The sequence below is a fragment of the Stenotrophomonas sp. FR010 genome (genome assembly GCF_047520755.2).
GTDB classification, from domain to species: Bacteria; Pseudomonadota; Gammaproteobacteria; order Xanthomonadales; family Xanthomonadaceae; genus Stenotrophomonas; species Stenotrophomonas sepilia.
In genome coordinates this window covers 1-19,850 of the sequence record NZ_JAXBQT020000025.1, presented here as the reverse complement: position 1 = coordinate 19,850, position 19,850 = coordinate 1, and the positions used below count along the sequence as shown (strand labels likewise).

Below are 19,850 nucleotides of genomic sequence, written 5' to 3'. Positions count from 1 at the left end.
CAGCACAGGAGGCAACGTCGATGCAGCGCATGCCCCGTGGTTTCACCCTGCTGGAACTGATGGTGGTGCTGGTGATCATCGGTATCTGCACGGCGGGCATCGGGCTGGGCCTGGGCAGCCTGCTCGACCCGGGCCGGCAGCTGCGACAGGAAGCCGAACGGTTGGCGCAGCGACTGCAGGTGGCGCGCGACGAGGCGCGTATCGATGGCCGCCCCCTGCGCTGGCAGGCCGACGCCGCCGGCTACCGCTTCAGCCGCCGCGAAGGCAGCCGCTGGGTGGACGTTCAGCGCGACGACCTGCTGCGTCAGCAGCAATGGCAACCGGCGGGCATCGTGGTGCAGCCGAGCACGCCGATTGAGCTGAGCCCCGAATGGATTGGCGTGGCGTGGGAGGTGACGCTGTCGTTGCAGGGCCGCCAGCTGCGTCTTCGTGATGATGGCAGCGGACAGTTGCAGGTCGTGCAGTGAAGCGGAACAGGCACGGGTTCACCCTGATCGAAGTGCTGATCGCATTGGCGATCGTTTCAATCGCACTGGCGGCGGTGATGCGTTCGGTGGCGGTGGCCACCGACGATCAGTCGCGCCTGCGCGATCGTCGGCTGGCACTGATGTGCGCGCAGGACCGCTGGCAGGAGCTGCGCCTGGCCGGGCAGCCGCCGCAGGATGCACGGCAGCGCTGCGTGCAGGGGCGCAGCACGTTCCTGGTGCTGCAACATGTCGGCACGGGAAGTGACGGACAGCCGCAACTGGAACTCAGCGTGGTGGCCGAAGAGGCACCGCGGCAGTCGCTGGCGCGGATGCAGCTGCCGTGGACAGCAGCGCCATGAAGCACGCCGCACGTGGCTTCACCCTGATCGAAGTGATGATCGCGATCACCATCATGGGTGTGCTGGCGCTGATCTGCTGGCGTGCGCTGGACAGCGTGGCCAGCAGCGACCAGCGCCTGCGCCGGGCCGATGCCGAAACCACGACGGCGTTGCGCATCCTGCAGCAGTTCCAGCGCGATATCGAGATGCGTGCCGACGACGCGCTGATGAATGGTGCAGTGCGACCGGCCGATCAACCGCAGCGGCTGCTGCCTCCGTCCCTGGTAAGCGAACGGCAGCCGGATGGCAGCTTTGCGCTGGAGATCACCCGCAGTGTCGGCAGTGATGGACTACGCTGGCAGCGGGTGCGCTGGTGGCGGCAGGGCAATACGCTGTGGCGGGCCAGTGGCGCGGCGACGGATCGATACCCCCTGCCCGCGCCTGAGCCGTCGAAAGGCATTGCGGTGGCCAGGGATGTGCAGCGGTTCGAGATACGCGCCTGGCAGCCGGGCGCTGGGTGGGCGCTGTTGCCGAGCGAAGGCGAGGTGCTGCCGGCCACCGGGCTGGAACTGCGGTTGGGCCTGCGCGATGGGCGTGGGCCGCTGAGCTACCGGCGGGTGCTGGAGCTTTAGGATTCCTCCCAGGCAAAGCATCCACGCATGGCGTGGATCTACTGCCGAGCGGCTTCTACTGCCCGGCCTGCCCTGGTGGGTGCCGACCGTTGGTCGGCACTGATGCTGGCCCAGCCATCCACGCATGGCGTGGATCTACTGCCGAGCCTGCCGCCGGGTGCCTTCCTGCGCCCGGCGGCGCCGCTTCGGTGGTCCTCACCGCTGATGGCCGCTCCCTGCCCTCCGTGCCGTCCTGGCTGGGGCCGCCACCGTTCCCTGGCGGCTGGCCCGATGCTGTCCGTTCCTCCAGTTCAGCCGCATCCACGCATGGCGTGGATCAACTCCCGGCCACGTTCGGCAGCATGGTGTGCCGACCAAGGTCGGCACCTACCGGGATCGCTCGATGCCTACCGGCGCTGCGTGCCGTCGTCGCGGCTGGCCTGCGGGAACTGGAACGCGCTGTCGGCGTCGTAGCCGCTGTTGGCGGTAGTGCCACGGGCCGGCGGCGCTACGCTGCTCGTGCCGCTGCCGAAGCCCAGAATCTGCACGCTGATCACCGACGGCTGGTTGCGCCGTGCGTCGTCCTGGCTCTTGCGCATCACGTCCTGTGCCGCCTGGCTGGCGCTGTTGGCTGCCGCACTGGCCGCGGCCAGCGCATTGACGTTGACCGATGCCAGCACCGGCAGGCCCTTGCTCTCGCCCTGCACCTGGATGTTGGCCGCGTTGAGCACCTGCAGCGCGGCCAGATTGATGTTGCCGGAGACGCGGATACCGGCCTCGCCCGCATCGATGGTGCCCAGCGGTGCGATCAGGTCGACGTCGCCCGGCGGCACTTCGGCGATGGGGTTCAAGGTCGCGATGCCAGCACCGCTGGCAGGGGCCTGCGGCGACAGGATCACATTGCCCCACCCGTCATAGACGCGGCGCGGTGGCGTGTACAGCAACGTCGTGCGCGAACCACGACCGGCATTGATGTCACCCTGCTCCGACCACGCCAGGATGTCGCCGCCGAACGTGGTCATCACCCGCGACAGGCCCAGCAGCACGCTGTCCTGGCTGAACAGCCGGATATCGCCCTGCCCTTGGGTCACCAGTCCGGCACTGGCCGGGGGCACCACGCCCTGCACACCGATCACGATCTGCCCACCCGGTGCCATCAGCTCGATGTTGCCGCCCGCCTCGGTGCGCACGCCGGAGCCGCCGTACATCACGATATCGCCGGTACGGTCGATCATCGCGCCGGTCGCAGCCTTGTCTGGCATCAGCGTGGCGATGGCCTCGCGCCCACGCAGGTAGGAGCCGAAGCGGGGTCCTTCTGCATCGGTATATTCCCGTCCACCTTCGCGCAGCTCGGCGTAATAGACCTGGCGCAGGAAGATGTGCTGCTGTTCCTGCGGCAGCGCATCGAAGGCAGCCAGCGCCCCGTCGCCGTCAGCAGCCACGCCGAAGCGCTGCTGCAGCCACTGCTTCAGCTCCTGGTCGTACACCTTGACTGCCTTGCCCCGCTGCGACGCCAGCGATTGCGCCGGATCGGCGAGGTTGGCGGGATCCAGATAGCGTGCACGCAGGGTCGCGAAATCGATCTGCTGGTTGCCGGCCGTCAGCGCGATGCTGGCGCCGGCACGGGTGTCGCCCTGCACGATGCCACCGAGGCTGACGATGCTGCCCGCATCCTCCTGGCGCAGCTGGCGGCCGGCACTGATCTCGGTGTTGCCGGGGCCGGCGATGGTCGCGTTCAGATGCACGATGTCGCGGCCCGCCGCCGCCACCGTGATGTCGGTGGGCGCGGTGTTCAACGCGGTCATCGACACCCCGAGGATGTCCCGACCTGCCCGCAGTTGCACGGCGCCGGCGGCCTCGAACCAGTTCAGCTGCGTGCGCTGCCCCACGTTGGGATTCAGCGTGCGCCGGGCGCCGGTGGCCAGACCGATGATGTCGCCCTGCATCGCGTAGAAGCGGCTCGGCGCCAGGGCCGGAGACACGGTGGACAGCGGAGTATTCGGACCGAACGCAAACAGCGGAAGCGACGCGTCCGGCGATGCAATGTTGCCGTCGACCGACAGGTTGTGCCGCGAGCGGGTCACATTGCCGCCGGAATCCCCCTGCTGGGCCAGGAACGCGGGGTCGAAGGGTCCCGGCAGGCGCGCATCCGCACCCGAGCGCGCGATCTGGGTAGCGCCACGCTGGGCGAAGATGCTGCCACCGGCCAGGACGTCCAGCCGTCCTGTTGCCGAGGGTGCCAGCAGGATCACATCCTGCGTCCCCGGCGTGGCGCTGATCCGGTCCAGCTTGATGTCGCCCTGCGCAGCAATGGCGCTGAAGCGCGAAGGATAGAGCCAGTAATTCAGCAGATCATCACTGCCACGCACAACAAGCTGGACCTGCTCGCGCCACAGATTGCTACCGGTCACGTTATCCGGCCCGGCGAGGCCTGGCGCGAGGTCACCACCGGCACTGAACAGATCCACGGCCGTGCTGGCGGTCCACAGGGAAAACCACGTGCTGCCTGCAGCGCGCGCGCCATCATCCTGCAGCACCGCGCTGTAGTTGGCCAGCGGCACCCGGCCTGCATCGGCGACCCCGCCGAGCACCACATCGCCCCGTGCCTGCAGCTGCGCGACCGCATCGCCCAGCACCAGCACCGGTCCGCCCATCGCGCGGGCGGCGTCGGGCGCAAACAAGTCTGCGGCGCGCTGCTGACGCAGCGTCGCGTAGTTTTCCAGGGTGACGCCCATTGCACCGATGCGCCCGGCATCGAGCTGCAGGCTGCCACGCAGATTGCTGAAGGTACCGTTGAGGTCGAGATTCTGTCCCGCCCTGGAGGGATTGAGGCTGGAGATCGTCGCCTGCAGATTCGGATTCAGTGCGCCACCGATGCGCAACCGCAGGTCGCCGCCACCGGTCAGGTGCAGCTGGCCATTGCTGACGCGGCCGGTCGATCCCACCGCCGCGATGATCGCGCCCGAGCGCGGTGCGCTCAGCGAGCCCAGCGCGTCGCCCATCGGATCGCGGACGCCGGCATTGCGCCCGGCCTCAAGCGTCAGGTCGCCGCCACCCAAGGTGCCGAAGCCGGTGAAGCCGACCATCCGCGGAGAGGCGCCAGCGGCAGCGGACACGTTGGTGTAGGTGCCAAAGTTCACCCACCAGCTGGTCGGCACCGGCTCCACGCCGGTGGTGGGTCTCGGCGGGTGTGTTGCGTTATCTGATGGGGTAGCTACCGGTACGCCGGGCAACGCCCGGCGGACCGTAGTGGCGCCGCGATGCAATCAAGCGCTGCTGCTTGCCGCCAGCAGGCACAGGCTGCGCGGCGGCAGCGTCCAGGCGCCTTCCTCATCCGGCTCCAACGGCGTTTCGTCGGTCTGCAGGAGTACGCGCCGGAACGGCAGGGCGTCGTCTGACACACAGAACCGCTGCGGCTGCTCCCCGGCGTTCAACAACAGGGCCAGGCTGACATGCCGCCCGGGCTCGCGCAGGCTACTGTCCGGACTGCGACCGTCCAAAATGATCAGCAGCGCACGCAGCCCTGCGTCATGCCAGTCCGCTTCCTCCATGCCGCGACCATCGGGATGCCGCCAGTCGATATCGCGCAGGCCCAGCGCCTCATCGTATTCGCCGCGCAGGAACCGGTTCCTGCGCAGCAGGCCATAGCGTCGGCGCAGCGACAGCGCCCGCCGCACGAACGCCACCTGCGCCTGGGCTGCCGGCTGCGCCGCACGCTCCCAGTCGATCCAGCTCAGCGGGTTGTCCTGGCAGTAGGCGTTGTTGTTGCCCTGCTGCGAATGGCCGAACTCATCGCCGGCCAGCAGCATGGGGGTGCCCTGCGCCAGCAGCAGCGTGGCCAGCAGGTTGCGCATCTGCCGCGCACGTACGGAGAGGATCGCCGGATCATCGGTCTCACCCTCCACGCCATGGTTGCTGGAAAGGTTGTGCGAATGGCCATCACGGTTGTCTTCGCCGTTGGCTTCGTTGTGGCGGTCGTTGTAGCTCACCAGGTCGTGCAGGGTGAAGCCGTCGTGTGCGGTCACCAGGTTGATGCTTGCCGAGGGTCGCCGGCCATGGTGATCGAACAGGTCGGCCGAACCGGTGAAGCGGGTAGCGAATTCCGGCAGCTGGCCGCCATCGCCGCGCCACAGCGCGCGCACCGTATCTCGGAAACGGTCATTCCATTCGGCCCAGCCCGGCGGGAACTGGCCCAGCTGGTAGCCGCCCGGGCCGATGTCCCAGGGCTCGGCGATCAGCTTCACCTGGCTCAGGATCGGGTCCTGGCGCACCGCGTCGAGGAAGCTGCCCGAGGCATCGAACCCATGCCGTTCACGGCCGAGAATGGTCGCCAGGTCGAAGCGGAAGCCGTCCACCCGCATCTCGGTCACCCAGTAGCGCAGCGAGTCCATCACCATGCGCAGTGCACCGGCATTGGTCAGGTCGAACGTGTTGCCGGTGCCGGTATCGTTGATGTAGTAGCGGCGATCATCAGCCAGGCGGTAGTAGCTGGCGTTGTCGATGCCCTTGAAGGACAGCGTAGGGCCCAGCTCATTGCCTTCGGCGGTGTGGTTGTAGACCACATCCAGGATCACTTCGATGCCAGCATTGTGCAGCCGCGCGACCATCTGCTTGAACTCGGCCACGGTGCCCAGCGACAGGTAACGCGGCTGCGGCGCGAAGAAGCCGATGGTGTTGTACCCCCAGTAGTTGCGCAGCCCGCGCTCGAGCAGCTGCTGGTCATCGACGTAGGCGTGCACCGGCAGCAGTTCGATGGCGGTCACGCCCAGATGGCTGAGGTGGTCGACCACTGCGTCATGGCGCAGGGCAGACAAGGTGCCACGCTCGGCCTGCGGAACATCGGGGTGTTGCATGGTCAGCCCGCGCACGTGCGCTTCGTAGATCACGGTCCGGTCCCAGGGCGTGGCAGGTGCCCGCTCGGCACCCCAGCTGAAGGCCGGATCGATCACGGCACAGCGCGGCATGTAGCTGGCGCTGTCGCGGCGGTCGAAGCTCAGGTCGCCATCGCGGTGGCCCAAGGTGTAGCCGAACAGGTGGGGGGCCCACTTCAGTTCGCCCACAATCTGCTTGGCGTAGGGGTCCAGCAGCAGCTTGTTGGGATTGAAGCGATGGCCTTCCTCCGGAGCATAGGGACCATGCACTCGGTAGCCATAGCGCTGGCCGGGCCGCACGTCCGGCAGGTAGCCGTGCCAGATCTCGTTGGTGTACTCGGGCAGCGCGATGCGTTCCACTTCGCGGTTGCGTGCATCGAACAGGCAGAGTTCCACCCGGGTGGCATGCCGCGAGTACAGCGCGAAGTTCACGCCCAACCCGTCCCAGGTCGCCCCCAGCGGGAAGGGCCGGCCTTCGCGCACGCGCGAGGTCTGCGTCCACTTACGGCTCGCCATCGGTGCCCTCCTCCTCGCGTGCGGCGGCGATCTCGGCCTCCACCAGCCGCTCGGCCATGTGCCAGTGCCGTTGCTGCTGATCGTCCGGGCGCCCTTCTGCCTCCCAGATCTGGTGGGCCAGTGCCTCAATCCGCTGCCGTCGTTCCCTGCTGTCCATCCCTACCTGCCTCCTCGTTGATCCATATCGCCAACGGGCTGCCAGCCAGAAGCCTGGCCACGTCCGTGGTTGCGTTGAAATGTTCGATGCGCCCGTCAAGGACGTTGCGCATGGGGCCTGTCGGCACCCCACGCAGCGTCACATCGCTGCCGACGTCGCGCGGCGCATGCAGGCTTGGGCCAGGCACGGCGGTGGGCGAACCACGCCGCACGACCACCAGCAGCATCTGCGCCTGATGCCTGCGCGTGAACGCCAGCCACGGTGAGCGCACCGGCGCCGACAGCGGCTGCAGCGCGCCGTGCAGGAACAGCTGCGGGTGCCTGCGGCGGCAATCCAGTAATCGCCGGAGTAGAAATGCCTTGATCCCACCGTCCCGCCAGTCCTCCAGCAGCGCAGGCCACGCGCGCGCATCACGCAGCCACGCCTGCCGCGCTGGATAATCCACGGCGCGCCGGTTGTCCGGGTCCACCAGGCTCAGGTCCCAGCCTTCACCGCCTTGGTAAAGATCGGGCACGCCGGGAAGGCAGTGCTGCAGGCACAGCTGTGCCAAGCCGTTGCAGGCGCCCGCCGGCGCGATGCGCGCCACGAAGGTCGCCAGCGCCTCCCGCACCGGCTGCAACGGCGCTCCATCCAGCAGCGCGTGCAGCCACTGCGCGGCGCCCTCCTCCACGGCCACGTTGGGATCGGACCAGCTGCTGACCCGCTTGCCCTCGCGCAACGCCTTGGTCAGCCATTGCCCCATCCTCGATGCGAAGCCTGCGCCGGGGGTACCGTGCATCGGCCACGCGGCCACGAGCGCCTGCCATAGCGCATAGGCCTCGGCACTCGGCAATGGCATTGGCGCGCCGGCGCGGGTCGCCATCCGGCCCCAGCGCCGCACCGCGTCCCGCCACTCGACCGTGCAGGTACTGAGAACCGCCAGCCGTGCCCGGCTGTCGGCCCCGCGCTTGTGATCGTGGGTCGCCAGCGCAAGCAGCGCCCTGGGATGGCGCCGCAGGCGCCAGGCTGCATGTTCCAGCAGCTCGCGCCCTTCCATGCCCAGCCGCTGCGGATCACTGCCGACTTCGTTGCGCGACAGCAGCCTGAAATAGCGATAGAACCCGGTATCTTCCAACGACTTGGCATTCAACGGCGCGGCCAGCTGCCCGAACCGTACGCGCAGCTCGGTTTCAGCCGGCGCCTGGCCGGGAAGTGCCTGCAGCAGCAGATCCAGCGCGGCGCATGCCGCACCGTCCAGCGCCTCGCGCGCAGCAGCTGCAGCGTCCACCAGCGCCTTTCGTTCACCCGCCCCCTGCAGCGAATAGGGCCGGTAGGTGCGGTAATGCCGCAGCAATGAAGCCAATGCGCGTGCCAGCGCAGCCACTCCGATATCGGCCTCGGCCAGCCGGGGCTGCAGGACCTGCTGCGCACTGCGCAGCAGCCGCTGGAAGTCTGCGTGAAGGCCCTGGCGCAACATCATGCCGCGAGCGTCCTGCTGGATCCGGTCGAAGCTGCGCGGATCACCGCCCAGCGCCTGCCACGTGCGCGAGAGCGCGGGTCCAGCCGCCGGATCGTGCAACCAGGCACCGGTCTGGTCCATGAAGTCATAGCCGGTGGTGCCGTCGCAGGCCCAGCTGTCGGGCAGCTGCTCGCCCTCGGCCAGTATCTTCTCCACATGCAGGCTCACCGCCTGCGGATCACGGCCGCCGGCCGCACAGGCTGCGTCAAGCGATTCACGAAGGCGCCGCAGGTAGGCGCCCGGGGAAGACAGGCCATCCACATGATCGATACGCAGGCCGTCCACCCATCCCTCGCGTACCAACCGCAGCGGCAGCGCATGCACCGCCTCGAACACGTCATCGCGCTCCACCCGCAGCGCGGCCAGTTCATTGATATCGAAAAAGCGCCGGTAGTTCACCTGATCGCCCGCCGTGCGCCACCAGGCCAGCCGGTAGTGCTGCCGCTGCAGCAGCGTATGCAGCCGTTCAACGCTGCGGTTGCAGCGCTCGGCCCACGCCGGCCACTGCGCGGGGTCCAGTGGATGGCTGCGCGGCGACAAGGGCAACGCCAGACCATGGTGGCGCAGCACGGGACGCGCGTTGTCCACCACCACGCGCACTACGCCATCGCGCACCGCGTCGTGCAACGGCCGGTCCAGTGCAGGCAGCCAGAGCCGGCCCTCGCAGCCCGGCGCCTCCCAGTCGATGTCAAACCATGCTGCGTGCGGGCTTCGACGCCCGTGCATCAGCACATCGTTCCACCAATGGCTGTGCGGGGACGCCGCCAGATGGTTGGGTACGATGTCGAGGATCAGGCCCATGCCGTGCGCGCGCGTCGCTGTGGCCAGTTGCCGGAAGGCTTCTTCGCCGCCCAGTTCCGGATTGATGCAGGCCGGGTCGATGCCATCGTAGCCATGCGTAGACCCAGGCAGCGCAGCGGCGATCGGCGACAGGTATAGGTGGCTGACGCCCAGCGCGGCGTAGTACGGCAGCTGCATCGCGGCGGCCTCGAGGTCGAAGCCTGCATGCAATTGCAGGCGTACGGTGGCACGCAATGGAGTCATCGCCGCTCCCTCCGCCGCGTTGCGCTGAACCGAGCAATACGCGCGTCAACCGCGTCCTGTTCCCATGCCAGCGGTAGCCGCCGGCGCCAGTTCGGATGGCCGTTGACGGTGCCCGGCAGGTTCACCTGCGCGCGGCTCCCCAGCGCATCTTCCAGCGGGAGCAGCGCCAACCGCGAAGGCGCGTGCGCGACCAGCGACAGCGCACGCGCTTCCAGCGTCGCGCCCTCGCCTCGGGCAACGGCGGACAGTCCCTGCACCTCACTGGCGCGCGCGTGCAACGCCGCTGCAAGCCCGGTCAGCTCACCCAGGCGGGCACGCCAGCGCAGGTCGCGCCCGTGCAGCCAGCCGGACAGCGGTGGCAGATCATGGGTGGAGGGCATGGCCACCGCATCGCGGCGCCACCGTGGCGCAGGCAGGAAGTGCTCACCCTTGCGGGCGAACGGCAGCACCTCGATGCCCAGGATGCCGCGGGCTGCCAGCCGCTGGCGAATGCCCGGCGGCACCACGCCCAGGTCTTCACCGATCAGCACGCAGCGATGCCGCCACGATTCCAGAACCAGCAGGTTGATCAGATCATCGAACGGATAGCGCAGGTACACGCCCTGTCCGGCGGCTGAGCCACAGGGAAGCACCCACAGCCGCTGCAGGCCGAGGATATGGTCGATGCGCAGCCCACCACGGCCGGCCATCACGGCGCGCAGCACGCGAATGAACGGCTCAAAGCCCTCGCGCTGCAGCGCGGAGGGTGACCAGCTGGTGATACCCCAGGCCTGGCCCAGCGGATTGAACGCATCCGGCGGCGCGCCCAGCTCAAGGCCCTGCAGCAGATGGTCGCCGCCGGTCCGGGCCTCGACGCCCTGCGGCGCGCAACCCACCGCCAGATCTGCGATCAGTCCGATCGACGCGCCGTCGTCGCGCAAGCCCGCCTGCACCTGCGCCCAGCCCTGCCGCGCCAACCACTGCGCAAACGCATGGTCGTCGGCGCTTCCAGTGAACCGATCGGCGGCGTGCTGGCAATAGCGCAGCAGGGATTCGCCCTGCGCATCGCACCACGTCTGCATCTGTTCGTACTGAGCCGGCGCCTGCTGCCGCAGCCACTGGCGCACCTGGCGCAGCCAGCGCCACTTCAACGCCGCCGAGTGCGGCCAGTCGATGCGGCGCGCGGCAGTGGCTGCTGCAACGGCCGTCGCCAGTGCTTCGTCTTCAGCCAGCACGGCGTCGGCTGCTTCCGGCAGTACCTGCGGCAGGGAGGTCTGCAGCGGATCGAGCCAGCGCCGGTCGCTGGGCGAATAGGGGCTGTAACCGGGCCCTGGTGGCAAGCCGGCATGCAGCGGGCTCAACGCCACTGCATCGCCGCCGTGACGGTGCAGCAGTTCGCTCCATCGCGCACAGCCGGCGCTGTCACCGATGCCGGCGTCGTCGCGAGCGCGCAGGCTGTAGACCTGCGCCGACAGGCCCCAGCCGCGCAGCAAGCCCAGCGGCCACCAGGCACGCTGTGGCGCCACCGCAATCGCCTGTTGCCGTCCGCCCTGGCGCCACTGCCAGTAGCCGGGCTGGTCCGGCACGCGCCAGCGCCCTTGCGCATCGGGGTGTGCCGGCAGCACTGCGCCCTGCTCATCCACCCAGCACGCTGCGCCTGCCGCCTGGGGCATCGCCAGCAGCTGTCCACAGCAAGCCGTGCGCAGGCCACCGTGCTCGGGCGCTGCATCGCCCTGCAGCGCCTCCAGCACCGCGCGCAGCACGTCCGGTGCGACCTCGCGCGCGGCACCGGCCACGTCGGTCCAGCGGACCAGCAGGCCCGCACGGCCGGCCGCTTCCCGCACCGCTGCATCCGTGCTCATGCGGCGATCCAGCAGGCCAGCACGCCGCCGCCGGCTGGCAGCATCCCGGCCGCGTCCGGCCCCACGACGCAGTCGCCGGCCGGCACCGCATGCGCCACCGGCACAGGGCCCACGTTGATCGCGATCCACCATTGGCCCGAGGGCAACTGCCAGCCCGCCTGCACCGCGCCTTGGCCCAGCACGCGCGCACCCAGCGACCGCGCCTGCAGCAGGCCCGGCTGCAGATAGCGCCTGCGCAGGCCGAGGAACTCGCCCGTGCAGCGCAGCCAGTGCTGCGACCAGGGATCATCGCCGGGCGGCGGCGTGTACGACGCCTGCAGGGTCGCCGCATCGTTCGGGTCCGGAATACGCGCGCGCGAGGCGGCGTCGGCAAAGGCGCTGAAACCAGCGAACTCGCGGCGACGCCCTTCGCGCACCGCCTCGTCCAGCGGCGGCGCGTAGTCGGTGAAGAACAGGAACGGCGATTGCGCCTGCCACGGTTCGCCCATGAACAGCAGCGGGATCATCGGCGTCAGCACGGTCAACGCCAGCGCCGCACGCAGCCGCGCCGGATCCACCAGCATCGACAAGCGCTCGCCGAAAGCACGGTTGCCTACCTGGTCGTGGTTCTGCGCGAATGCCACAAAACGCGCGGGAGACAGGTCAGCGCTGGGTTCGCCGCGGGGATCGCCGCGCAGGTCCGGTTCACCCTGCCAGGCGAATCCTTCGGCCAGGCAGCGCGCCAGCAGTGCTTCGGCGCGACCGGCATAGGCCGCGTAATAGCCCTCCTGCTCGCCGGTCAGCATCACGTGCAGCGCATTGTGGAAGTCGTCATTCCATTGCCCCTGGTAGGCGCCGCGCAACCATCGCGCCTGGTTGCGTTCGTTCTCCAGCACCAGGTGCGCGTGCGGCACCACCGCGTGTACCTCCTCGGCCAGCTGCTGCAGGAAGCGCTCATCATCGATGGCATGCACCGCATCCAGGCGCAGCCCATCGAAGCCGTAGTCGCGCAACCACATCAGCGCGTTGTCGATGAAGAAGCGCCGCACCCAGGGCTGGCGGAAGTCGATGGCCTCGCCCCAGGGAGTACTGCGGTCATCACGGAAGAACCCCCGCGCGTACTGGCGCAGATGGTTACCCTGCGGTCCGAAGTGGTTGTAGACCACGTCCAGCAACACGGAAAGCCCAGCGGCATGTGCCGCCTCGACGAAGGCATTCAGCTCTGCCGGCCCACCGTAAGCATGGGCCGGCGCATACGGGAACACGCCGTCGTAGCCCCAGTTGCGCTGGCCGGGAAACTGCGCGACCGGCATCAGCTCAATGGCGGTGATGCCAATCGCGGCCAGCATCGGCAGCTGCGCGGTCAGCGCCGCGAAGCCGCCGCCGGCCTCGATGTGTACTTCATAGATCACCAGGTCCTGCCAGGCATGCCCGCGCCACGTGGGTTGCACCATGTCCTTGTCCAGCACCACCGCGCTGTCGCCGTCGATGCCGTCCGGCTGCCAGCGCGAGGCCGGGTCGGGCACGTCCAGGCCGGAAGGAAGGCGAAAACAGTAGCGGTCGCCATGCGATGCCGGTGTTCGCAGCCAGTGGCAGCCGTCCGGGTCGCGTTGCATCGGCCGCTGCGTGCCGTGCAGGCTCAGCGCCATCGTCCTTGCGTCCGGTGCCCACACGCGGAACTCCACCCCGTCACCGGCCACAGGCCATGCGCCCAGGCGCGGCGTCACTGCCGTCATGCATCAACCTGCAGGTACAGCGTGGACAGCGGCGGCAGCGTCAGCCGCAGCGACTGGGCGTGCCCATGCATCGGCCGGGGCTCGGTAAGCGCCGCTCCGAGGTTGCCGCTATTGCCGCCACCGTAGTACACGCTGTCGGTGTTGAGTCGTTCGGTCCAACGCCCCGGGCGCGGCACGCCGACCCGGTACGCCTCGCGCCGCACCGGGGTGAAGTTGCTCACCACCAGCAGGGTGCGGCCGCTGCCGGCAGGATCCCGGCGGATGAACGCGTAAACGCTGTTGCGGTTGTCATCGGCCACGCTCCAGTCGAAACCGCGTTCGTCGCGCTCGTCGCGATGCAACGCGGGTTCGGCGCGGAGCACGCCGTTGAGGTCTCGCACCAGGCGCGACAGGCCCTGGCCCTCACTGCTGGCCGCCTGTGCCCAGTCCAGTGCCGCATCGTGCGACCACTCGTGGCCCTGGCCGAACTCGCCGCCCATGAACAGCAGTTTGTTGCCCGGGTGCGCCCACATGAAGCCGTAGTACGCGCGCAGCTGGGCCAGCCGCTGGGCCGGCTCGCCGGCCATCTTGGCCAGCAGCGCCCCCTTGCCGTGCACCACCTCGTCATGCGAAAGCGGCAGCACGAACCGTTCGGAAAAGGCGTAGACCAGGCCGAAGCTGATCTCGCTGTGGTGATGCGGGCGATGGATCGGGTCGCGCCCCATATACTGCAGGGTGTCGTGCATCCAGCCCATGTTCCATTTATGGGTGAAGCCAAGCCCGCCCGCTTCCACCGGCGCGGTCACGCCCGGCCACGCGGTGGATTCCTCGGCGATCACCAGCACGTCCGGAAAGCGCTCGCGCAGCGTCTGGTTCATCCGCCGCAGGAACGCGACCGCCTGCAGGTTCTCGCGCCCGCCCTGCTCGTTGGGTATCCACTCCCCCTCGGCCCGGCTGTAATCCCGGTACAGCATCGACGCCACGGCATCCACGCGCAGACCGTCGATGTGGAACCGCTCCACCCACTCCAAGGCACTGCCGATCAGGTAGGCGGCCACCTCATTGCGGCCATAGTTGTAGATCAGCGTGTCCCAGTCGGCGTGCACCCCTTCGCGCGGATCCGCATGCTCGTACAGCGCAGTGCCATCGAACCCGGCCAGGCCATGCGCATCGTTCGGGAAGTGCGCGCTCACCCAGTCCAAGATCACCCCCACGCCGGCCTGGTGGCAGCGGTCCACGAAGCGCGCGAAGGCCTGCGGCGTGCCATGGCGCGCCGTCGGCGCGTAGATGCCCAGCGGCTGATAGCCCCAGGAACCACCGAAAGGATGCTCGCTGACCGGCAAAAGTTCGATATGGGTGAAGCCCAGCCCGGCCACGTACGGAATCAACCGGTCGGCCAGGGCATCCCAGTCCAGCGGCGCACCCTCGTCGCTGCGCTGCCAGGAGCCCGCATGCACTTCGTAGATCGACAGCGGTGCGCTGGTTCCGGCCTGGCGTCGGGCCGCCAACCATGCGTCATCGTGCCACTGCGTCGGCGCCGCCGAAGGCACCCGCGAAGCGGTGGCCGGTGGCAGCTCGGCCCAGCGCGCCATCGGATCGAACTTGTCGGGCATCACCCGGCCGTCGGCGCCGACGATGCGGAATTTGTAGCGGGCACCGGCCTGCACGCCCGGCAGGAACAGTTCCCACACGCCGGCGGTGTGACGCAGCCGCATCGGATGGCGTCGGCCATCCCATCCATTGAAATCGCCAACCACCGCGACCCGCTGGGCATTGGGTGCCCACACCGCGAAGCGCACGCCCGCGATGCCCTGCACCTGCATCGGCACCGCCCCCAGCTGCCGCGCCGCATCGGCATCACCGGCATGGAACCGCTGCAGCAGGGCTTCGTCCAACAGTGGACCGAACCCATAGGCATCGTGCACCTGCTCCACGCCCTGTTCGAAATGCAGGGCAAGCAGCGGTATCGCCGCGTCGCCGGCCGCGCCCTCGAACAGGCCGGGCAACGGGCCGGGGGACAGGTCCCAGCGCCGCCCGTCGTCTGCGATCACCTCGACGCGCTGCGCGTGCGGCACCAGCACGCGCAGCTGGCGTCCGCCTTCTGGCTGGCGGTGCGGGCCCAGCCAGGCGAATGCGTCGGCCGGGCGTGCATGGACGAGGTCCTCCAGCGCCGGCGCGATGCGCTGATCCAATCCCATCTCCGCGATGGTTTCATCCTCCAGGGCGGCCAGATGCAGGCTGTCGTGGCTCATGCGGCCACCTGGCAGGTCTGCTGGTACAACGCCAGGTAGGCGCGCCCCGCCGCATCCCAGCCACCTGGCCGCAGCATGGCCGCGCGGCGCATGGCCTGCAGCAGCCCCGGCAGGCGGAAGGTGCGCATCGCCCGTTCCACGCAGCGGCGCAGGCCATCGGCATTGGCGCCATGGAACAGGAAACCGGTCACGCCGTCCTCCACGGTATCCACCAGTCCGCCGGTCGCGTGTGCGATGGGCAGGCAGCCGAAACGCTGCGCGTACATCTGGCTCAGCCCGCAGGGTTCGAAGCGCGAAGGCATCAGCAGGAAATCGGCGCCGGCAAACATCTGGCGGGCCAGCGCTTCTTCGAACCCGATGAAGGCGCCCACCCGCCCCGGGTAGCGGCGGGCCAGCGCCTGCACCTGGGCTTCCACCTGCGGCTCGCCACCGCCGATGATGACCAGCTGGCCGCCGGCCGCCACGATCTGGGGCGCCACGTCGCAGGTGATGTCCAGGCCCTTCTGGTGCACCAGCCGCGAGACCACCGCAAACAGCGGGCCGGTCGACGGCGCCAGGCCGAACGCCTTGCGCACCGCATGCGCGTTGGTGGCGCGCCCGGTCCACTCGCCAATGCCGAAGTGGGCCTTGAGATGGATATCGCGGCGCGGGTCCCAGCTGGCGTCGATGCCGTTGACGATGCCACTCAGGTGCCCGCCGGCTGCGCGACGCGCCAACAGGTCATGCAGCCCGCAGCCTTCATCCGGGGCGGTGATCTGCTGAGCGTAGCGAAGGCTGACCGTGTTCAGCCGCGTGGCGTTGGTGATGCCGCCCTGCAGGAACGACATCTGCCCGTGGAAGTGCAGTTCATCCAGGTGTTCGGCCGGCACGCCCAGTACCGGCGCAAGCGCGTAGGGGAACAGCCCCTGGTAAGCCAGGTTGTGGATGGTCAGCAGGGTCGGCACGGCCGTCCTGTCCCAACGCACGTAGGCGGCCGCCATGGCCACCGGCCAGTCATTCAGGTGCAGCAGCTGTGGCGACCAGTCCAGCCCGGCACGCCCGGCCGCAATCTCCGCCGCCGCATGCGAAAGCGTCGCGAATCGAACCGCGTTGTCCTTCCACTCCTGCCCCTGCCCGTCCACGTAGGGCGAGCCCTCACGCTCGTACAGCTCCGGCGACAGCAGCACGTAGATCGGAAGGCCGTCGGCCTGCACCGCCATGCCGATCGTGCACGCCGGCAAGCCGGCCCGCGCGCTGACCTGCCCCACCCGCTGCAGCTGTGGCAGGCGCTGCAGTACCTCCGGGTAGCCGGGCAGCAGCACGCGCGAATCACACGCACCGCGCACCGCACGCGGCAGGGCCGCAGCGACGTCGCCCAGGCCACCGGCCTTGACGAAGTCCGCCATCTCAGTGGCAACGAACAACACGCGCTGCACCAGTTCCGGCAGATCCAACGGTTGCGAATGGCCGCGGCGGGTGCCGATCGGCACGGGCGTGACGGGAGAGATCGCAACGGGTGAAGCGGACTGGGCGGCGCGGGCCATGGGGATGATCTCGGATGCTTCAGGCAGACAGACGCCAGCGGCGCCCGGACGGGCGCTGATGCTGGGAAGGAAGTCGACGCAGGACGTGGGGGACGCCAGCGAGAGGCTCAGGACGACAATAGCCCTGCATGCGATCAATCAACCGTGAAGCCATGGCGATTTCTTTGTGACAACACGTCATGAGCTCAGTACACATGACATGCGCCCGCCTCCTGCCCGTGTCTCCTGCGATGGGGCCGAGCCCACGCCCGGCTGCTGGCAATCCCGCGTGCCGCCTAAGCCGGGCTGGGTTGATCTCTAAAGAGACTCACCCTGCGACACCCGGTCGCAGGCCTTCGCGCTACGCGCTTGACCAATGTCAAACCGCCCGCTGCCACGCGGGCGTATTCCTATGCAGAACCCGAACACGCCGGCGCTGCCGGCCTCTACAAGGACCCTGCGATGAGCTACTCCCCCGACAACGCCCAGCTCGTGAATGCGCTGCAGAACGTCATGGTGATCTCCACCACCGACCTGCAGGGCAACATCACCTACGCCAATGACCTGTTCTGCACGCTCACCGGCTTCGCCCGAGAGGAACTGATCGGCCAACCGCACAGCATCGTGCGCCACCCGGACGTGCCCAAGGCGGTCTACAAGGACATGTGGGACACCATCAAGGCCGGCAAGACCTGGACCGGCATCGTGCCCAACCTCGGCAAGGGCGGCGTGCTCTACGTAGTCGACACCACCGTGCAACCGCTGTTCGACGGCGACGGCAACATCACCTCCTACATCAGCATCCGCCGCGTGGTGAACGACCTGATGCAGAACTACGACCTGGTCGAGTTCAGCAAGGAAAAGTTCGACGACTTCTACGAGGCCGCGTGAACGCCCTCCCGACCAGTACGCCCTTCAGCCGCCTGCTGGTGGGATTCGCGTCCGAGTCGGGCAATGCCCGCGCCCTGGCCCAGCGCCTGGGCGCGGGCCTGCAGCCGCACGGGCCGCAGGTGCTCCCGTTCAACGACATCGACGTGGCCAGTCTCGGCCACGGCGATGTGCTGCTGGCGATTTCCAGCTCGTTCGGCGATGGCGAACCGCCAGCCAACGGCGAACAGTTCTTCGAAACACTGCGCCAGACCCCGACGCTGGCTGGCCTGCGCTATGCGGTGTTCGGCCTGGGTGACACCGGCTACCCCAACTTCTGTGGCTTCACCAAGGCGCTGGATGCTGCGCTGAGCGAGCGCCAGGCGCAGCCGCTGCTGCATCGGGTGGACGCCGACCTGGGTTACGAGCAGTTCTTCCAGCAATGGCGGCCGGTGCTGGGCCAGGTGCTGGAGGGCGACCTCAACGCTGGCCACGACCTGCACCTGCAGGTCACCGCCTATGGCGAAGACAATGCCTTTGCCGCCCGCATTCTCGAACGTCGCCGCTTGAACAGCAGCGACCCCGCTGCCTGGCACCTGCAGCTGGACATCGCCGGCAGTGGCATGGCCTACCGCGCGGGTGACACCCTGCACGTGGTGCCGGAGAACGATCCTGCCCTGCTGCGGGCATTGGCCACCTGGTACGGCGACAGCACCGCCGTGGCCGCCCTGCACGACCGCGAGCTGCGCCTGCTGAGCAAGGGCGTACTGCGCGAACTGGCCAGGCTCAGCGGCAGCGAGGGATTGAAGCGCCTGTTGAAGGTCAACCAGAAGCGCGAGCTCGACGCCTACCTGCATGGCCTGGACCTGCTGGACGTGCTGCAGCACCACGCCACGCCGGACGGCGTGCCGCTGGCCCGGCTGCGCGAGCTGCTGTCACCGCCGCTGCCGCGCGCTTATTCCATCGCCTCTCACCCTTGCGACGACCAGCTGAGCCTGTGCGTGCGCGAAGTGCGCTACACCCTGCGCGACCGCGAGCGCTTCGGCACCGCCACCGGCAGCCTGCTGCACGGCGGCGACCACGCCCGGGTGTACTGCCGTTCCAACCCCGGCTTCCACCTGCCCGATACCGGCCAGGCACCGCTGCTGCTGGTCGGCACCGGCACCGGCATCGCACCGTTGATGGGCCTGCTGCAGGAACTGCAGGCCAACGGCTGCGCACGCGAGGTGCACTTGGTGTTCGGCGAGAAGCACAGCAAGCACGACTACCTGTACCGCGACCAGCTGCAGGACTGGCACACGCGTGGCGTGCTCGCCGGCCTGCATACCGCGTTCTCGCGCGATGGCGCCGAAAAGGTCTATGTGCAGCATGTGCTGCAGCAGCGTGCCGCCGAAGTGCGCGATGTCCTGGCCCGCGGTGGGCACCTGTACCTGTGCGGCAACAAGAGCCACCTTGAAGGCGCGGTGCGCGAAGCCATCGATGCCATCGGTGGCGAAGGGCATTGGGACGCGTTGCGGGGCGAAGGCCGCACGCACTGTGAGTTGTATTGATCCGTAGATCCTGTAGAGCCGAGCCCACGCTCGGCTGCTGTTGGCGGTGTCGCGCAGAGCAGCCGAGCATGGGCTCGGCTCTACAGATGCAGGTCAATCGCCGACGATACGGCCGTCCACCATGCGCGCCACCTGCTGGCCGAACATGGCCACGTCCTGCGGATCGTGGCTGATCAACAACAACGGGATCCCGGTCTTGTCCAGCACCGCCTCCAACTCCTGGCGCAGATGCTGCCGAAGGTCATGATCCAGTGCGGAGAACGGTTCATCCAACAGCAGCGCCTGCGGTTGTGTCACCAGCGCCCGCGCCAGTGCGGTGCGCTGGCGCTGCCCGCCGGAAATCTGCGAGGGCAGCAGATCGCCCACCGTGTCGATGCGGAAGGCGTGCAACCACTGCTCCACCGCATCGAAGCGCTGGCCCACGCGCGGATTCAACCACCCCTTCTCCAGCCCGAACGCCACGTTCTGGCGCACGCTCAGGTGCGGGAACAACGCGTAATCCTGGAACACATAGCCCAGCTGGCGGCGCTGCGGCGGCAGATCCACACCGGTGGCCGCATCGAACAGGGTCTGCCCCTGCACGCGCACATGGCCCTGGCCCGGCCGCAGCAGCCCGGCCACCGCCTTCAAGGTCAGGCTCTT

General features: G+C 68.7%; 13 protein-coding genes and 1 pseudogene. 5 read left to right on the top strand and 9 right to left on the bottom strand.

Features of this window, described 5'->3' with window-relative positions:
* Positions 1-20: 20 nt before the first annotated feature.
* The 3 genes from gspH to ACM0PK_RS18410 are packed head-to-tail and all read left to right on the top strand — an operon-like array spanning position 21 to position 1,437.
* On the top strand, positions 21-467 hold the full coding sequence (gene gspH, locus ACM0PK_RS18420; protein WP_111200554.1) for a type II secretion system minor pseudopilin GspH: 447 nt from the start codon (positions 21-23) through the stop codon (positions 465-467).
* The gene (gene gspI, locus ACM0PK_RS18415) at positions 464-826 is read left to right on the top strand and encodes a type II secretion system minor pseudopilin GspI (RefSeq protein ID WP_111200555.1); all 363 of its coding nucleotides are present in this window, start codon (positions 464-466) and stop codon (positions 824-826) included. Before gspH ends, gspI begins: the two co-directional genes overlap by 4 nt.
* Complete coding sequence (locus tag ACM0PK_RS18410) at positions 823-1,437, top strand: prepilin-type N-terminal cleavage/methylation domain-containing protein (RefSeq protein ID WP_414607981.1); 615 nt, start codon at positions 823-825, stop codon at positions 1,435-1,437. Before gspI ends, ACM0PK_RS18410 begins: the two co-directional genes overlap by 4 nt.
* Positions 1,438-1,823: 386 nt before the next feature.
* Here the strand turns inward: ACM0PK_RS18410 and ACM0PK_RS18405 are convergent.
* From ACM0PK_RS18405 to glgA, 8 genes and pseudogenes are all read right to left on the bottom strand, one after another.
* Positions 1,824-4,592, bottom strand: a pseudogene (locus tag ACM0PK_RS18405) (putative filamentous hemagglutinin family protein); the annotation flags it as partial.
* Between the two features lie 90 nt (positions 4,593-4,682).
* Complete coding sequence (gene glgX, locus ACM0PK_RS18400; RefSeq protein ID WP_414607980.1) at positions 4,683-6,803, bottom strand: glycogen debranching protein GlgX; 2,121 nt, start codon at positions 6,801-6,803, stop codon at positions 4,683-4,685.
* Positions 6,790-6,960: a DUF2934 domain-containing protein gene (locus ACM0PK_RS18395; RefSeq protein ID WP_072167575.1), complete on the bottom strand. Its 171-nt coding sequence runs from the start codon at positions 6,958-6,960 to the stop codon at positions 6,790-6,792. Before ACM0PK_RS18395 ends, glgX begins: the two co-directional genes overlap by 14 nt.
* A complete protein-coding gene (gene treY, locus ACM0PK_RS18390) occupies positions 6,929-9,502 on the bottom strand; it encodes a malto-oligosyltrehalose synthase (protein ID WP_414607979.1) in 2,574 nt (857 codons plus the stop codon). The genes ACM0PK_RS18395 and treY overlap by 32 nt, the downstream gene beginning before the upstream one ends.
* Positions 9,499-11,343, bottom strand: coding sequence for a 4-alpha-glucanotransferase (locus ACM0PK_RS18385; RefSeq protein WP_252745097.1), 1,845 nt, complete (start codon positions 11,341-11,343; stop codon positions 9,499-9,501). The genes treY and ACM0PK_RS18385 overlap by 4 nt, the downstream gene beginning before the upstream one ends.
* A complete protein-coding gene (gene treZ, locus ACM0PK_RS18380; RefSeq protein ID WP_072167572.1) occupies positions 11,340-13,058 on the bottom strand; it encodes a malto-oligosyltrehalose trehalohydrolase in 1,719 nt (572 codons plus the stop codon). Before treZ ends, ACM0PK_RS18385 begins: the two co-directional genes overlap by 4 nt.
* Positions 13,055-15,289, bottom strand: coding sequence for a 1,4-alpha-glucan branching enzyme (locus ACM0PK_RS18375; protein WP_414607978.1), 2,235 nt, complete (start codon positions 15,287-15,289; stop codon positions 13,055-13,057). Before ACM0PK_RS18375 ends, treZ begins: the two co-directional genes overlap by 4 nt.
* The gene (glgA, locus tag ACM0PK_RS18370; protein ID WP_080376923.1) at positions 15,286-16,812 is read right to left on the bottom strand and encodes a glycogen synthase GlgA; all 1,527 of its coding nucleotides are present in this window, start codon (positions 16,810-16,812) and stop codon (positions 15,286-15,288) included. Before glgA ends, ACM0PK_RS18375 begins: the two co-directional genes overlap by 4 nt.
* A gap of 441 nt (positions 16,813-17,253) precedes the next feature.
* On the opposite strand from glgA, the gene ACM0PK_RS18365 reads away from it, so the two are divergent.
* Together ACM0PK_RS18365 and ACM0PK_RS18360 are read left to right on the top strand one after the other, a co-directional pair.
* Positions 17,254-17,682: a PAS domain-containing protein gene (locus tag ACM0PK_RS18365; protein ID WP_069138376.1), complete on the top strand. Its 429-nt coding sequence runs from the start codon at positions 17,254-17,256 to the stop codon at positions 17,680-17,682.
* The gene (locus ACM0PK_RS18360; RefSeq protein ID WP_111200568.1) at positions 17,679-19,208 is read left to right on the top strand and encodes a diflavin oxidoreductase; all 1,530 of its coding nucleotides are present in this window, start codon (positions 17,679-17,681) and stop codon (positions 19,206-19,208) included. Before ACM0PK_RS18365 ends, ACM0PK_RS18360 begins: the two co-directional genes overlap by 4 nt.
* Positions 19,209-19,301: 93 nt before the next feature.
* On the opposite strand, the gene ACM0PK_RS18355 is transcribed toward ACM0PK_RS18360, so the two are convergent.
* Positions 19,302-19,850, bottom strand: a 549-nt coding sequence (locus ACM0PK_RS18355) for an ATP-binding cassette domain-containing protein (protein WP_495498538.1), incomplete at its 5' end; no start/stop codon positions are given.

Bases quoted from the DNA above. Each gene is read 5' to 3' on its own strand.
- gspH (WP_111200554.1), top strand. From the start codon at position 21: ATGCAGCGCATGCCCCGTGGTTTCACCCTGCTGGAACTGATGGTGGTG.
- ACM0PK_RS18410 (WP_414607981.1), top strand. From the start codon at position 823: ATGAAGCACGCCGCACGTGGCTTCACCCTGATCGAAGTGATGATCGCG.
- glgX (WP_414607980.1), bottom strand. From the start codon at position 6,803: ATGGCGAGCCGTAAGTGGACGCAGACCTCGCGCGTGCGCGAAGGCCGG.
- ACM0PK_RS18395 (WP_072167575.1), bottom strand. From the start codon at position 6,960: ATGGACAGCAGGGAACGACGGCAGCGGATTGAGGCACTGGCCCACCAG.
- treY (WP_414607979.1), bottom strand. From the start codon at position 9,502: ATGACTCCATTGCGTGCCACCGTACGCCTGCAATTGCATGCAGGCTTC.
- ACM0PK_RS18385 (WP_252745097.1), bottom strand. From the start codon at position 11,343: ATGAGCACGGATGCAGCGGTGCGGGAAGCGGCCGGCCGTGCGGGCCTG.
- treZ (WP_072167572.1), bottom strand. From the start codon at position 13,058: ATGACGGCAGTGACGCCGCGCCTGGGCGCATGGCCTGTGGCCGGTGAC.
- ACM0PK_RS18375 (WP_414607978.1), bottom strand. From the start codon at position 15,289: ATGAGCCACGACAGCCTGCATCTGGCCGCCCTGGAGGATGAAACCATC.
- glgA (WP_080376923.1), bottom strand. From the start codon at position 16,812: ATGGCCCGCGCCGCCCAGTCCGCTTCACCCGTTGCGATCTCTCCCGTC.
- ACM0PK_RS18365 (WP_069138376.1), top strand. From the start codon at position 17,254: ATGAGCTACTCCCCCGACAACGCCCAGCTCGTGAATGCGCTGCAGAAC.